The organism is Pseudoalteromonas piscicida (assembly GCF_002208135.1).
In the GTDB taxonomy this organism is placed as follows: domain Bacteria; phylum Pseudomonadota; class Gammaproteobacteria; order Enterobacterales; family Alteromonadaceae; genus Pseudoalteromonas; species Pseudoalteromonas piscicida_A.
In genome coordinates, this window is the sequence record NZ_CP021647.1 from 290599 (window position 1) to 305267 (window position 14669).

At 42.4% G+C, this 14669-nt stretch carries 10 protein-coding genes; 6 read left to right on the top strand and 4 right to left on the bottom strand.

Annotation, left to right across the window (positions count from 1 at the left end):
- Positions 1-24 precede the first annotated feature (24 nt).
- A complete protein-coding gene (locus B1L02_RS19835; protein ID WP_088532511.1) occupies positions 25-2910 on the top strand; it encodes an insulinase family protein in 2886 nt (961 codons plus the stop codon).
- A gap of 118 nt (positions 2911-3028) precedes the next feature.
- Positions 3029-3538 (top strand): GNAT family N-acetyltransferase, encoded by a 510-nt coding sequence (locus tag B1L02_RS19840; RefSeq protein ID WP_088532512.1) that lies wholly within the window; start codon positions 3029-3031, stop codon positions 3536-3538.
- Here the strand turns inward: B1L02_RS19840 and B1L02_RS19845 are convergent.
- From B1L02_RS19845 to B1L02_RS19860, 4 genes are read right to left on the bottom strand one after another with little or no spacing between them, the layout of a single operon-like run.
- Entirely contained in the window at positions 3533-4111 is a 579-nt protein-coding gene (locus B1L02_RS19845; protein WP_088532513.1) for a PqiC family protein, read from the bottom strand. The two genes, B1L02_RS19840 and B1L02_RS19845, sit on opposite strands and share 6 nt — an antisense overlap.
- Positions 4108-5766, bottom strand: a complete 1659-nt coding sequence (gene pqiB, locus B1L02_RS19850; RefSeq protein WP_088532514.1) for an intermembrane transport protein PqiB — start codon at positions 5764-5766, stop codon at positions 4108-4110. The genes B1L02_RS19845 and pqiB overlap by 4 nt, the downstream gene beginning before the upstream one ends.
- Positions 5763-6956: a PqiA/YebS family transporter subunit gene (locus tag B1L02_RS19855; protein ID WP_088532515.1), complete on the bottom strand. Its 1194-nt coding sequence runs from the start codon at positions 6954-6956 to the stop codon at positions 5763-5765. The genes pqiB and B1L02_RS19855 overlap by 4 nt, the downstream gene beginning before the upstream one ends.
- Positions 6957-7016: 60 nt before the next feature.
- Positions 7017-7811 (bottom strand): acyl-CoA thioesterase, encoded by a 795-nt coding sequence (locus B1L02_RS19860; protein ID WP_088532516.1) that lies wholly within the window; start codon positions 7809-7811, stop codon positions 7017-7019.
- Between the two features lie 262 nt (positions 7812-8073).
- Here B1L02_RS19860 and dnaK point away from each other — a divergent pair, with 262 nt between their 5' ends.
- The 4 genes from dnaK (at position 8074) to B1L02_RS19880 (ending at position 14414) form a co-directional block, all read left to right on the top strand.
- Positions 8074-9996 (top strand): molecular chaperone DnaK, encoded by a 1923-nt coding sequence (dnaK, locus tag B1L02_RS19865; protein ID WP_088532517.1) that lies wholly within the window; start codon positions 8074-8076, stop codon positions 9994-9996.
- Between the two features lie 153 nt (positions 9997-10149).
- Positions 10150-11283: a molecular chaperone DnaJ gene (gene dnaJ / locus B1L02_RS19870; protein WP_088532518.1), complete on the top strand. Its 1134-nt coding sequence runs from the start codon at positions 10150-10152 to the stop codon at positions 11281-11283.
- Between the two features lie 138 nt (positions 11284-11421).
- Positions 11422-11880, top strand: coding sequence for a Cys-tRNA(Pro) deacylase (ybaK, locus tag B1L02_RS19875; protein WP_088532519.1), 459 nt, complete (start codon positions 11422-11424; stop codon positions 11878-11880).
- 278 nt (positions 11881-12158) lie between these two features.
- On the top strand, positions 12159-14414 hold the full coding sequence (locus B1L02_RS19880; protein ID WP_088532520.1) for an acyl-CoA dehydrogenase: 2256 nt from the start codon (positions 12159-12161) through the stop codon (positions 14412-14414).
- Positions 14415-14669 lie beyond the last annotated feature (255 nt).

Here is a 14669-nt window from a genome sequence, read left to right on the forward strand (position 1 = left end):
ATTATCACAATAATGGATTGTTTTATGAAAAAGCTATTCGCAATTAGCACACTTACCTTAGCAGTTTTGACTGGATGTGGTACAACTTCTTCAATGAATCATTCAGGCACTACTGAGAATCTTCTTTCAGAACAACTGGTTGTAAGTCCTAATGATGATAGACAATATCAAACGTTAACCTTGGAAAATGGCATTGAAGTCATTTTGGTATCAGATCCTTCTGTATCGAAATCAGCGGCAGCGCTGAGTGTTGGCGTTGGTCTACTACACGATCCTATGTCTCAGCAAGGGATGGCGCACTATCTTGAGCATATGCTATTCCTTGGTACAGAAAAGTATCCAGATAGCAAAGGTTATTCTGAGTTCATGACCAAAAACGGTGGGGCACACAATGCTTACACTTGGTTGGATATTACTAATTATATGTTCAAAGTGAACAACGACGCCTATGACGAGGCGTTAGACAGATTCTCTGATTTCTTTAAATCTCCAAAGCTTTACCCTGAGTACACGGAAAAGGAAAAAAATGCAGTAAACGCAGAATGGTCTATGCGTCGTGAAATGGATTTTTTTGGTCAATTTAAACTTGCACGAAACATGATGGGAGATCATCCTGCTAACCGCTTTCTAATAGGTAACCTAGAAACGTTAGGTGATAAAGAGGGAAGTAAGCTACATCAAGAGACCGTTGCATTTTATGATAAGTACTACTCTGCGAATATCATGAAGTTAGCCATGATTTCTAACGAGCCGATTGACCAGATGGTGGCAAAGGCGAAAAAGCACTTTACAACAATTAAGAATAAAAATATCAAGAAACCAGAGGTTAAGCAATCGCTTAACTTCGACAACGTTGGGCAAAAGTTGGTCCATTATAAACCAAATGAAGACGTAAAGACGCTGCAGCTTGATTTCACTATCAAAAACAATGCAAACGCATTTGCGGTTAAGCCAAACTATTTCATAACTTACCTTCTAAGCAATGAAATGGCTGGTAGTCCAGCTCAAGTACTAAAAGATAAAGGCTTAATTTCATCATTGAGCGCATTTGCGACACCAAACAGCTACGGCAACTACGGGACATTGCAGATAGATATTCAGCTTACTGATGAGGGGTTGAAGCAACGCGAGTTAATTACTGGTACAGTGCTTGATTATATCGATATGATCCGTGATAAAGGGGTTGATAGCCGCTACTTCAAGGAAATCCAAACGTCACTAAACAATCAATTTAGGTTTTTAGAAAAAGGCGATGAGTTTGGTTACGTCAGTAACCTTGCGGATAGCATGCAGCATTACCCAATGAACCACGCTATCAATGCGAGCTACTACTATGCGCAGTTTGATGCTGATGCTGTTAATACCGTCTTGAAGCAATTAACACCTGAGCAAATGCGGGTATGGTATATCAGTAAAGATGAACCTACTGATGCAAAACTACACTTCTATGATGGTGAATATCAGATTGTAGACTTAAAGCGTAGCGATTTTGATAAATGGAAAGAAGAAGCAAATTTCGATTTAGCACTTCCTAGTGTAAATACCTTGCTACCTGAAAACTTCGCACTAAAAACATCTGCGGATGATGCGAAAAAGGGCGTTCAGAAGGTTATTGATGCTGATGGCGTAACGATTTGGCATGCCGCAAGTGAGCGATTCTATCAACAGCCCAAAGGTAGTCTGAAAATCTACTTAAATAACCCAAGTGCATTGAAAGACATCAAAACCGAGGTTGCATTGTCGATTTGGGCTGATTTATACCGCTTGGATAAAGCAAAGCTGATGACGGAAGCGAGCGTCGCTGGTATGCATCTAGGGCTGACTCCTGCAAATGGGGTCATGCTAGATATTTCAGGCTTTACTGATAAACAAGCGCTATTGCTAAAGGATGCGCTCTCTGGTGTTCGTGTAGAAACGAATAAGCGAGCATTTGATCAGGCCATAGATCGTTACGTACGTGGCATTCAAAACCAAGAAAAAGAATTCCCATTCAGACAAGCTTTTGGTGTTTATCAGAAACTCATCCGTTCAGGAAGCTATGATGATTCCGCATTGATATCAGCAGCGAAGTCTTTGACTCTAGCCGATCTAGATAAAGTGCAAAATCAAATCCTAACGAATAACCAAGTTCGTGTTTTTGCCTATGGCAACTACGATAAAACGGATTTACAAACACTAAAAGAGACGCTAGATCATGCGCTGCCTAAACGCCAAAAAGTGACCAAGTACGCGCGTGCTAAATATTGGCAACCAGAGCAAAAGCAGACACTTGTGTGGCAACAAGACATTGATGTTGCAGATGTTGCTGTAATCGATTTTGCAGTGCACCCAATCAAAGGCTATGCGCAAAAGGCGGCGGCGATGGTGCTTCAAGGGCATTTAAGGACGGCGGCCTTTGAACGTCTTAGAACCGAAGAGCAGCTGGCATATGCGGTCGGTGCAACGAGTGTCGCGATTGACGAATATTCAGCGCTAGGCTTCTATATTCAAACACCGGTAAAAGATGCTAAGAGCATGCAGGCTCGATTTGACGCCTATAAAGATGAATACGCGAAAGATTTAGAAGCGTTAGATCAGGCAACATTCGAGCAGTTAAAAAATGCAGTGTTAGTCTCATTAACCGAAGAGCCAAAAAATCTTTCTGAAGAGCTACAACCATTAATTGGTGATTGGTTCAAAGAAAATATGGCGTTTGACTCAGAAGCTAAGTTAATTGCTGCAGTTGAAGCGGTCACATTAGACGATGTTAAAGCTTATTATCAGCAAACTGTAATGAACAAAGATGCTGCTAGACTAAATATTCAATTACGTGGCGCTAAGTTCCAAGCTGAGCCTTTTGCAGATTTACCGAAGCAAACTAAGCTAGACTCGGTTGAACAAATGTATAAAAACGTCAAATTCCAACAGTAATCTGTCGGTATTTCAGTCGTAATTAAAAGCTGGGCAAATTCGTTTCCCAGCTTTTTTATTAACTAATGCAAATGCTAGAGTATAGAGGGAAATTATTTGCAATATGTTCGGAGGCTAGATGATGATTGCGGCAGGAAAACGGATCTTTTTAAGAAAGGCAAATTTGAATGATGCGGGCTTTTTACTCAGGCTTTTGAATCAAAAAAGCTTTATCGATAATATCAGGGATAAAGGCATAAAAACGCAACAACAAGCTGAGGAGCATATCGAGCAAGCTTATCTTATTCCCTATCAAATCGGTGCGCCTGCAGCTTACATTGTAGTTGAAGCAAGCAGTAATATTAGTATTGGGTTATGCGGCTTATATCAAAGACCTTTTTTTAACATTCCAGACTTAGGTTACGCGCTTTTAGATGAGTTTACCGGAAGAGGTTATGCGTCCGAGGCCGCTAGATTGCTTATGGAATATGCTAAATTAGAAGAAGGTTACGTCAAATTAGGTGCTATTACATTGGAAAGTAACTGCAGTAGCATGAGCCTACTTAGCAAAGTGGGATTTAGTCGTATTGGCAAAATAATAATTGAGAGCGACTTTACACCCGTAGTGGTGTTTGAGTGCCAACTATAATTGTTTACTTATTTGTGTAGTCAGTTGATTAAAGTTTCTTTGATGTGCAGATACAAGAGCACTAAAACCATCCTGCTCAAGAGCTGTTTCAAATTGGAATGGTTGTACTTGAGTTAGTTGATAGCTCCCTTCTTTGTATTGATAAAGATACCAAGTTCCACTCATGACAGCACCTTTTTCAAAGTGCCCTGCAAACTCATTAATTTCTAAAACGAGGCGCTGATGTTCTTGCGCATTGCGATAAAACTTATCACTTTTAATTGCAGTGGTTTTGTCGGTTGCATTCAATGCGTTTATTAAGTTCCAAGTCAACATATCGGAAGGCGGCTGAGCCCAAAAATGAAAATTAGCGATATTTACTTTACTATCTCGTTGAAATTGCACTAATGCTTGTTGATCGAACAGTTCGATTAGCTGCACTTTATCAACCAAGAGAACGCGATTGAGCTCAGCTTGCTTTTCGTCCGCGACACTGTTTACTTCTAACTGATAATAGCTAACCGGCTGAGGTGGATTCGTTATACAGCCTGTCAAACAAAATAGAAGCAAAAATGTCACTAAGCCAGTTTTCATTTATTTTTCCTTGGAAGTGGATCTGTACCACTCGCTTTATTAAAAATAAGCATGTTAGGTTGCTCATTCAACCCTTTAGAAATGGGCTTTAAGCGATTTGACAAGCTTTCAAGCTCTTCTAGGGTATTATTGAGCTGATCCATAACGCCTGAACCTTTTTGGTACTGAGTCATGGTTTGCTCAAATTGCTTTAAGCTTGAAGTGAGCTGGCTTAACGTATCTTTTAAGCTCGTTAAATTACCGCCAACCTTGTCTGTTATCTTGTTGTTATTGATAGACTCTACGAGTTGATTCATTTCCATTGCTAGTAACCTGTGTTGCTGAAGAGTACCTTCTAGTTCCTTAACCGTTGTTTCAAGAGGTAACCCGTTTAACTTGTTCAGTAAGTTTGTGACCTGTTCAGAAAGTGCTGTAATACCGCTCGAAACGCTTGGCAATACTGGGTAAATAGTCGTTTTGTTTGAACTCACGACTTCCGCACTTGGATAAAAGTCTAACTCTATATATACCGCACCTGTTAACAAATTGCCACTTTTTAGTGATGCTCTTAGACCACTACTAATCCATTTGTCTATATTTTCTGACCAATATGATTGCGCAAGCTGTGCATCTTCGTAAATTCGGCCGTACTCAATTTTAACCAATACAGGCACAGAGGTGTTATTTTGTTGAAAGTATAATGGTCTATCATCGCTAACACCAGTTGCTGGTACTTGTTCTATTGTACCAATTCGCATACCACGGTACTCAATTGGTGCGCCAGCTCGAAGTCCTCGAATTGATTGCTCAAACTCAATGAGATAATAATCGAAGTGATCAAAGCGTTGTTCTAAGGCCATTGCAAAATTTTTGTGTAAGGCGAAGGTTTTATTTTCGAGCGCTACTGTGCCGCTTGGGATGGTTGGTGGGTAGTCTACAGAAATCCCGCCCTTGATCATTTTTGCAAGAGAGCCTGTCGACACTTCAACACCTTCCGTTGATAGCTTAAAGTCAATGCCTGAACTAATCCAGAAAATAGCGTTGTCTGTGATAAGGGTATCGTAGGGCGAATAGATAAAAATACCGTACTCCATTTTCAAGCTTTCGACGCTAAAGTGCGCAGACTCAACTTGACCCACTTTATAATTACGGAAGAAAATACTAGAGCCAACATCTAAAACTTCGGCATCTGAAGCCACGAGTTGATAGCGTTTTCCTTGCACCTCTGAACCGATTAATGCAGGTTCATCCATCAAGGTGAAGATGCTTGAACGTGTTTTTGCTTCACCGGGGGAAAGTTCTATATATACGCCAGAGAGTAGCGTATTCATGCCTGAGATTCCGGATTCATCAATTCTAGGTTTAACCACCCAAAACGATGAATCTTCAGCCAATAAATCACGATAGGGCTGCAAAATTCTGACTTTCGCAACCACTGCATTTTGCGCTAATTCAAGCTTTAATGACTCGACTAATCCGACTTTAACGCTTTTTACTCTCACCTCGGTTTTGCCAGCAATAATGCCATCTGCGTCAGTCATTTTTATAAAAATGGTGTGGCCTTTATTTGCCTGATGTTGATATAACATCCAGCCTGTGATGAGCAACGCGATAATTGGAATAATCCATATCACTGAAAACTTTGGTTTGTCTTCTATATCAGCATGAGTAGTCATTGATTATTTTTATCCCACAATAATCTTGGATCAAAACTATTAACGGCTGCGATTTGGCAAAGCACCATCAAAGTAAAAAACACGATACCAATTTCTGGTTCGACATTTAGCACCGTACCAAGCTGCACCAAAGACACTAAGATAATCACCACAAACACATCAATCATGGACCAGCGGCCAATGAATTCGAGCAAGCGGTACACCTTTGTTGCTGTGATTGGGTCTTTGGGTTTTTTAACTCGTACAAGTAAGTAACTCAATAGTAACGCTTTTGCGATAGGAATACATATACTTGCGAGAAAAATAAGTGTTGCTACGGGATAAGAACCACCTTCCCAAAGCACTTGAACGCCTGAAAAAATCGTCGCAGGCGTATGGAGCCCAAGACTAATGGTATCCATGATGGGTAGAAAATTAGCAGGTACAAGTAGCACGACGCTGGTGAGCATCCAAGCTAAGCTTTTCTGTGTGGATTGAGACTTTCGGTACTTTAGTTTGGCGTAGCAGCGCTGACACTTTTCACCTTCACCTAAATAGCCACAAACCTTGCAACGTTTTAGCATAGTAGATAAATTTTTTGGCTCGACCAAGTGACGATTAAACTGGGTCTGATTACGCCACATGTACTCATGATCGAAGAGTGAGAGGGCTTCAATAAAACACAAAACGAACAAAATATAGGCCCAAAACCCAAGGCCCATCTCTAATTCAGCGAAAGACATTAATTTGAACGCGCTCACGAGCACGGCCACTAAAAAGATATCTGTGAGGTTAAGCGGTTTCAGTGCTGAGAGTAATTTTGCTAAATGCCGGGCATTGTGCGCATTGATGATTTGCCAATATTCGGTGTGCGCGAGCAATAGTAATGAGCATACGGCGACAGGCATAATTAAAATAGTAAAGGCAAATAACCCTGCTAGAAAATAGCTGTAATGTTCAGCTAATAATATGAGCGCTTGCCAGAGGCTCACAACTTGAGTGATACCGTGTTGCGTGTAGGAAATAAAGTCTGGAAATAAGCTTGCGAATAAAAATAGTAACGCAGAAAAGCTGAAGGCCTGCACTAATTGATTTTGGTGTCCTTGTACATGGCACAACACGCATCGACAGTTTGGGCACACCGCACGCTTTTGGGACTCGATAGAGTCTATTTCAACAAGTGTATCGCATTCAGGGCAAGCTGTAATCACACAAAAATCCGTTGATTTCCTTTTATGCTAGTTTGCTTGATGCGCCCAAATTTATCAATGCTAATCAAATACGGCGACGGTTTGGCGGCTCAGGGCGAGCAGCTTACCATCTTGAGACCAAATTTTTGCATCTTCAATACCATAACCATTTTGACTATGGTGGGTTACGGCTTCAAAGCCAAGCCAAGACTCTGAGTCGAGTGAAATATCACACAAAAATTCTATGTACCAAGACATACTGCTGGCAGGGCTTGGTGCTTTACACATCTGCAGTAACGTTGGCGGCCATGAGTCAGCAAGTGCCAAGGTATGTAGTTCATTTACCGATGTGGTTTGTGCTTTAAATCGCATCCAGCCACCAAGGTTTGATGACGGGGCACCTGAAAATGGCAAAGCACCTTGTTGTGCATTGAGCGCGACATGCTGGAAAAACGCGGGCATCGCACCTTCTTGGTATGGAAGAACTGCCTTTGGATTGACATCTGAAAGAGTAGGGCTATCCGCATTTGCAACTTGGATAGCGGATTCTCTATCCTTGCCAAAGCAACCGATAGCAATAAGACAAACTTCACCTGACTGGATCAGTTGAGTTTGCATTTGGGTCGCATTTTTTCCGCTACGCAAAATGGTTGTTGCAACTGTAAATGGTGCGCCTTCTAGTAGTGGCCCGACAAAGTTAACGCTCACAGAGAGCAGTCGACGAGGCTCTGTCAGTTGATGCTTCATGCTTTGCACCGCTATTGCTGCAGACAATCCTCCAAACGCAGTACGGCCTTGACACCAACTTGCAGGAAAAGTCATTTGTGTTTGCGCTTGCTGTAAATGCTCCGACTGAATAATTTCATCAAATGTCATGTTGTCATTTCTCATTACTTATTATGTTGCATTTAGCATAACTGGTCTAACCAGGTAATCAAGCGTCAAGTGCGTCGTATTTTCTTCTCCACTTGTTTCAAAATAAGCAATTAAGGGCGTTTTTTTGACCGAAACGTTCGAAAAGCAAAAAAAATTTCAATTTTTTTCATTTTTTTTAGTTGTGACGCTTGAATTACAAATCGGTGACCTTATTTATCAAATCAACTAACTGAACAACGAATTTTGAAGTCGGAGATGATTCATGGGTAAAATTATTGGAATCGATTTAGGTACTACTAACTCTTGCGTAGCGGTACTTGATGGTGATAAGCCGCGCGTTATTGAAAATGCCGAGGGCGACCGCACTACTCCTTCTGTTATTGCATTTACAGATGATGGTGAAACACTAGTAGGTCAGCCAGCAAAACGCCAGGCAGTGACCAACCCTAAAAACACACTTTATGCGATCAAGCGTCTAATTGGTCGTCGTTTTGAAGATGAAGAAGTACAGCGTGACCTTAGCATCATGCCTTTCAACATCGTAAAAGCGGACAACGGTGACGCGTGGGTTGAAGTGCGTGGCGAGAAAAGAGCTGCACCGCAGATCTCAGCTGAAGTTCTTAAGAAAATGAAGAAAACAGCTGAAGACTTTCTTGGTGAGCCTGTAACAGAAGCTGTTATCACAGTTCCTGCATATTTCAACGATTCACAGCGTCAAGCAACAAAAGATGCTGGTCGTATCGCAGGTCTTGAAGTTAAGCGTATTATCAATGAGCCAACAGCAGCAGCACTTGCTTACGGCATGGATAAGAAGCAAGGCGACAACGTAGTTGCGGTATACGACTTAGGTGGTGGTACATTCGATATTTCAATCATTGAGATTGATGAAGTTGAAGGCGAGCACACCTTTGAAGTTCTAGCAACTAACGGTGACACTCACCTAGGTGGTGAAGACTTCGATAACCGCGTTATCAACTACCTAGTTGCAGAGTTTAAGAAAGACCAAGGTATCGACCTGAAAACAGACCCGCTAGCGATGCAGCGTGTTAAAGAAGCGGCAGAAAAAGCGAAAATCGAGCTTTCATCTGCACAGCAAACTGAGGTAAATCTACCTTATGTTACTGCTGATGCAACAGGTCCTAAGCATATGAACGTTAAGCTAACTCGTGCAAAACTTGAGTCACTAGTTGAAGACTTAGTTGCGCAATCAATTGAGCCGCTAAAACGTGCACTTGCTGATGCTGATCTTTCTGTAAGCGACATAAATGACATCATCTTAGTTGGTGGTCAAACACGTATGCCACTTGTACAGAAGAAAGTTGCAGAGTTCTTCGGTAAAGAGCCTCGTAAAGACGTAAACCCTGATGAAGCGGTAGCAGTTGGTGCTGCGGTTCAAGGTGGTGTACTTGCGGGTGACGTGAAAGACGTACTACTACTTGACGTTTGTCCTCTATCTCTAGGGATTGAGACTATGGGTCAAGTAATGACTGCGCTAATCGAGAAAAACACGACTATCCCTACTAAGAAGTCGCAAACTTTCTCAACAGCAGAAGACAATCAGTCTGCAGTAACAATTCATGTACTACAGGGTGAGCGTAAACGTTCAAGCGATAACAAGTCTCTAGGTCAATTCAACTTAGAAGGTATTCGCCCAGCGCAGCGTGGTGTTCCACAAATCGAAGTTACTTTTGATGTTGATGCAGACGGTATTCTACATGTGTCAGCGAAAGACAAAGACACAGGTAAAGAGCAGAAGATCACAATCCAAGCTTCTTCAGGTCTAAGCGACGAAGAAGTAGAAAAAATGGTACGTGATGCAGAAGCAAACGCTGAAGAAGATAAGAAGTTTGAAGAGCTAGTTGGCGCTCGTAACCAAGCTGATGCACTTGTTCATGCTACACGTAAGCAGGTTGAAGAAGCCGGTGACGACCTTCCAGCTGACGACAAGACAGCGATTGAAGCTGCACTTGGCGAGCTAGAAACGGCAATTAAGGGCGACAGCAAAGACGAAATCGATGCTAAGACACAAGCACTAGCAGAGAAATCTCAAAAGCTAATGGAAATCGCTCAAGCTAAAGCGCAAGCTCAACAAGCTGGTGGTGATGCAGGTGCCCAACAAGGTTCAGCGAAAAAAGACGACGACGTAGTTGACGCTGAATTTGAAGAAGTTAAAGACGACAAGTAATTGTAGGTCTTGAAGGAGGGCGCGCTGGCTGTATGGCTTGTCGCGCCCTACGTGTTTATAAATTAGACTGTTGTCTCGCATTAATTTGCAAGCGACAGAACTCAGCAGAGTTTGCAACAACATAAGTTGCCAAGAAAGAGTAGTGTGATAAAAATGTCTAAACCTGACTATTATGAAGTATTAGGTGTTGCAAGAGACGCCAGTGAACGTGACATTAAAAAGGCGTATAAACGTCTTGCAATGAAATATCACCCAGATCGTACTGCAGGTAACACCGAGCTCGAAGCGAAATTCAAAGAAGTAAAAGAAGCTTACGAGGTATTGACTGATAGTCAAAAACGCCAGATGTATGATCAATACGGCCATGCAGCTTTCGAACAAGGCGGTGGTGCTGGTCATGGTGGATTTGGCGGTGCTGGCGACTTCGGCGATATTTTCGGGGACGTATTCGGTGATATCTTTGGTGGCGGTGGCCGCCGTCAATCAAGACAACAGCGTGGTGCAGATTTAAGGTATAACTTAGAGTTAAGCCTAGAAGAAGCAGTCCGAGGTAAAGAAGTTGATATCCAAGTACCAACTTGGGTGAGCTGTAAACCATGTGATGGTAGTGGTGCGAAAGCCGGTTCTAAGCCTAAAACTTGTACAACCTGTCATGGCGCAGGTCAAGTGCAAATGCGCCAAGGCTTCTTTGCGGTACAGCAAACCTGTCCAACTTGTCAGGGCACAGGTCAGATTATTTCAGATCCATGTAACAGCTGTCATGGACAAGGCCGCGTAGAAAAAACCAAGACGCTCAATGTTAAGATCCCAGCTGGGGTTGATACGGGTGATAGAGTACGTTTGTCTGGCGAAGGTGAAGCGGGTGCGCATGGTGCTCCAGCCGGCGACCTGTACGTACAAGTGAGTGTAAAAGAGCATCCAATCTTCGTACGTGATGGCAATAACTTATATTGTGAAGTGCCAATTAGCTTCACGACGGCAGCACTCGGTGGCGAGATTGAAGTGCCGACCCTAGATGGCCGCGCAAAACTGAAAATTCCATCAGAAAGCCAAACAGGCAAAATGTTCCGTATGCGTGGTAAAGGCGTAAAGTCTGTGCGTAGTGGTGCTGTAGGCGACTTAATTTGTAAAGTAGTCCTTGAGACGCCAGTAAACTTAAACGAGCGCCAAAAAGAGCTTCTGCAGGAATTTGAAGAGTCGATGGGTGAAAACAATGGTAAGAACCGTCCTAAAGCACAAGGCTTCTTTGACGGTGTTAAGAAGTTCTTTGATGACTTAACTAAGTAACCTGAGGTTGTTTGAAAATGCCCGCTGCGATAGCGGGCATTTTTGTTTTGGCGAGTGTTCGGTTTCATCGTAAGGCGATAGCATAAGCGTTTGTTTCTTGATATAACTGAAACCGATCTCTGGTAAAAGGAGTTTGTAATGACACCTGCAATTAACCTACTTAAAAAGGCGAAAGTGGCGTTCCAAGTGCTGCAATTTGAGCACGACCCTAACGACCAAGACTTTGCTAATGAAGCGGCGAAAAAGCTAAACCTAGAGCGAGAAAAAGTATTCAAAACACTGTTGATTGAAGTTGATGGTAAATTGCATGTAGCAGTTTCTCCTGCCACACAACAAGTGGATTTAAAAGCTTTTGCTAAAGCATGTAAGGGTAAAAAAGCACAGCTTGCAGATCAGCAGAACGCGCAAAAGGTAACCGGTTATTTAATTGGTGGCATAAGCCCGTTTGCGCAGAAAAAACAGCTGCCTACATTATTACATGAAAGTGCTTTAGCATTTGAGCAAATTTACGTTAGTGCAGGCAAACGCGGAGTCGAAGTCGCTGTTTCACCGGCTACGATAGAACAGTTATGTAAAGCAAAAATCGCACTGTTTTAAAGGCAGTGCTCGCGTCAAAGAATCATCTTGATTATAGATAAAATGTCAGTCTAGAACTGTTCAGGCTGTCAAAGCTCCTCGTTCACTCCTATTTTTCCCCTAAGAACAGTAATTTACTTTTTTCGACTTACAGATGTAAGCCATTAATTTCGCAGTCATTTATATTAATCACTCGATAACTCAATAAAAAAGCCGTTAAAAAGTTAAGTAGAGTAATTGATCTAAACGAATTTTTATGCCGTAATGTAGGTATATCTATCTGGTCGGATGAGTTAATTATGAGCCTAAGAACGAATTTAAGAAAGATCCTCCCAAGCATTTCAATCACAGAACAAGAAGCATTAGATGCTGGAGATGTTTGGTTAGAAGGGTCAATTTATCAAGGTAAGCCTGACTTTTCGGCGCTACGTGCTGTACCTGAAGCCAAGCTCAGTGCAGAAGAGCAAGCCTTTTTAGAAGGTCCAGTTAAAGAATTAATGGGTATGATTGATGACTCGGAAATTCAAAATGGTAAACACCTGCCAGAGCATGTGCTTGAATTTTTGAAAAAAGAGCGATTTTTCTCTTTGATCATACCAAAAGAGTACGGTGGTCTTGAGTTTAGCCCTTATGCAAACTCGACGATTGTAGGTACGATTGCGACTAAATCCTCTGCGGTAGCGGTAACGGTGATGGTTCCTAATTCTTTGGGTCCGGGTGAGTTATTGTTACATTATGGTACTAAAGAGCAGCAAGCACACTACCTTCCTCGCTTAGCAAATGGTCGTGATATTCCGTGTTTCGCGCTAACAAGCCCTGAAGCTGGTTCTGATGCCGGTGGCATTCCGGACCAAGGTATTGTTAAAAAAGGCATGCACAACGGTGAAGAAGTACTTGGTCTTGAAGTAACATGGGACAAACGTTATATCACACTTGCGCCGATTGCGACGGTACTAGGTTTAGCATTTAAAGTATTGGATCCTGAGGGGTTACTGGGCGGTAAGAAAGAGCTCGGTATCACCTGTGCGTTAATTCCACATGACCATCCGGGTGTACAACTTGGAAACCGTCACGACCCGATGGGGATCCGTTTTTATAATGGTACAACTCGTGGTGAGAAAGTCTTTATTCCGATGGACTTTATCATCGGTGGCCAGAAGAATATCGGTCGCGGCTGGCAGATGTTGGTAAGCTGCTTAGGTGCTGGACGTGGTATTTCTTTACCAGCACTAGGTGTATCAACTAGCCAAGTCGCACTGAAGTCGGCATCTGAATATGCAGCGGTACGTGAGCAATTTGGCCTTTCGATCGGCCAGTTTGAAGGTATTCAAGAAAAGCTTGCGGATATTGCAGGTAAAGCTTATATGCAAGAGGCGATGCGGGTATTAACAACAGAAGGTTTAGGTATGGGCCTTAAGCCATCAGTTGTAACAGCAATCGCAAAATACCACATGACTGAAACTGGGCGTGATGTATTGGACTCTGCAATGGATATCCTAGCAGGTAAGGCTATTCAAAATGGTCCTCAGAATACCCTTGCAAGCGGCTATGTTGCCCAGCCAATAGCGATTACCGTAGAAGGTGCAAACATTCTAACGCGTAACTTGATGATCTTTGGTCAAGGTGTAATGCGTTGTCACCCATATTTACAGTCGATGGTTGAATCTATTCACAGCGAAGAGAAAGACGCCGACAGTAAATTCCGTGGTATTTTGACAAAAACGGTTAGCTACAGCGTTGCAAATAGTTTGCGTGCTTTCAAATATGGCCTTATGCCTTTCACCGCGGATGCAAAATCACCATTACCTGAAGTGCGTGCGTATGAAAAAGCCGCGCATAGATTAGCAGCTAAGCTTGCGGTATACGCAGACTTTTCGTTGCTCGTGTTAGGTGGAAAACTGAAACAAGCAGAAATGCTGTCAGCACGCCTGGGTGATGTAATGAGTCACTTATATGCAGCGATGGCTTCAATCAAATATTATGAGCAAAAAGTAGCGGTAGCAGAGCGTGAGCAAGCAGCGCCTTATTTCCATTATGCGACAAGGCATGCACTTATCAGTGCAGAAGAAGCGCTCCATAAGTTCTTAGATAACTTCCCGGCAAGTGGTACTCGTAAATTTATGCGTTTGATCACGATGCAGTTTAGTGGCAAACAAATGCCTAAAATTAATGATGATATGATCAGAGAGTTAGCCGCCGCAGCGCAAATGGATACGCCAATCAAAGCGCAGCTTACTCATCTTGTGAAGCCTACCGCAGGTGATGGTCATGATATCAATGAGCAAGCATATAAAGCTAAGATGGGTTGCCTTGACCTACTTGCCAAAGTTAAAAAGGCAGTTCGTAAGCGCGAGATCCAACCTGGTGTTCGTTTCGAGCAAACATTAGATAATGCACTCGTTGGTAACCTTATCAACGAAGAAGAGTACGCAAAACTGGTTGATTACAATCGCAAGCGTGAAAAAGCAATCCGAGTGGATGAGTTCGACTTCGATTTAAACTTGTTAGATGCACAAAGCGCGAAAGAAACAGTCAAGCAAGCCGTGAATGAGTGAGTTAAACAGATAACTTTTCTGTAAAAGTAAAAGCCCTTAACCATTTGGTTAAGGGCTTTTTCATGTTGGGTAAGGATAATAACAGCAGCTATAATTATCGAGCGCTGTAAAACGGTCTGCAAATTGGTATTCGTAAAAGTAAGTAAAGCGTTGTACTGTGCTTATAACCTGAATTAAAAGACATCAAGCTAGAGTTGAATGATGTTATGTGACGGCTGCTTTCAAAACTGCTCATCCCTATTTCAGGTTAAATAA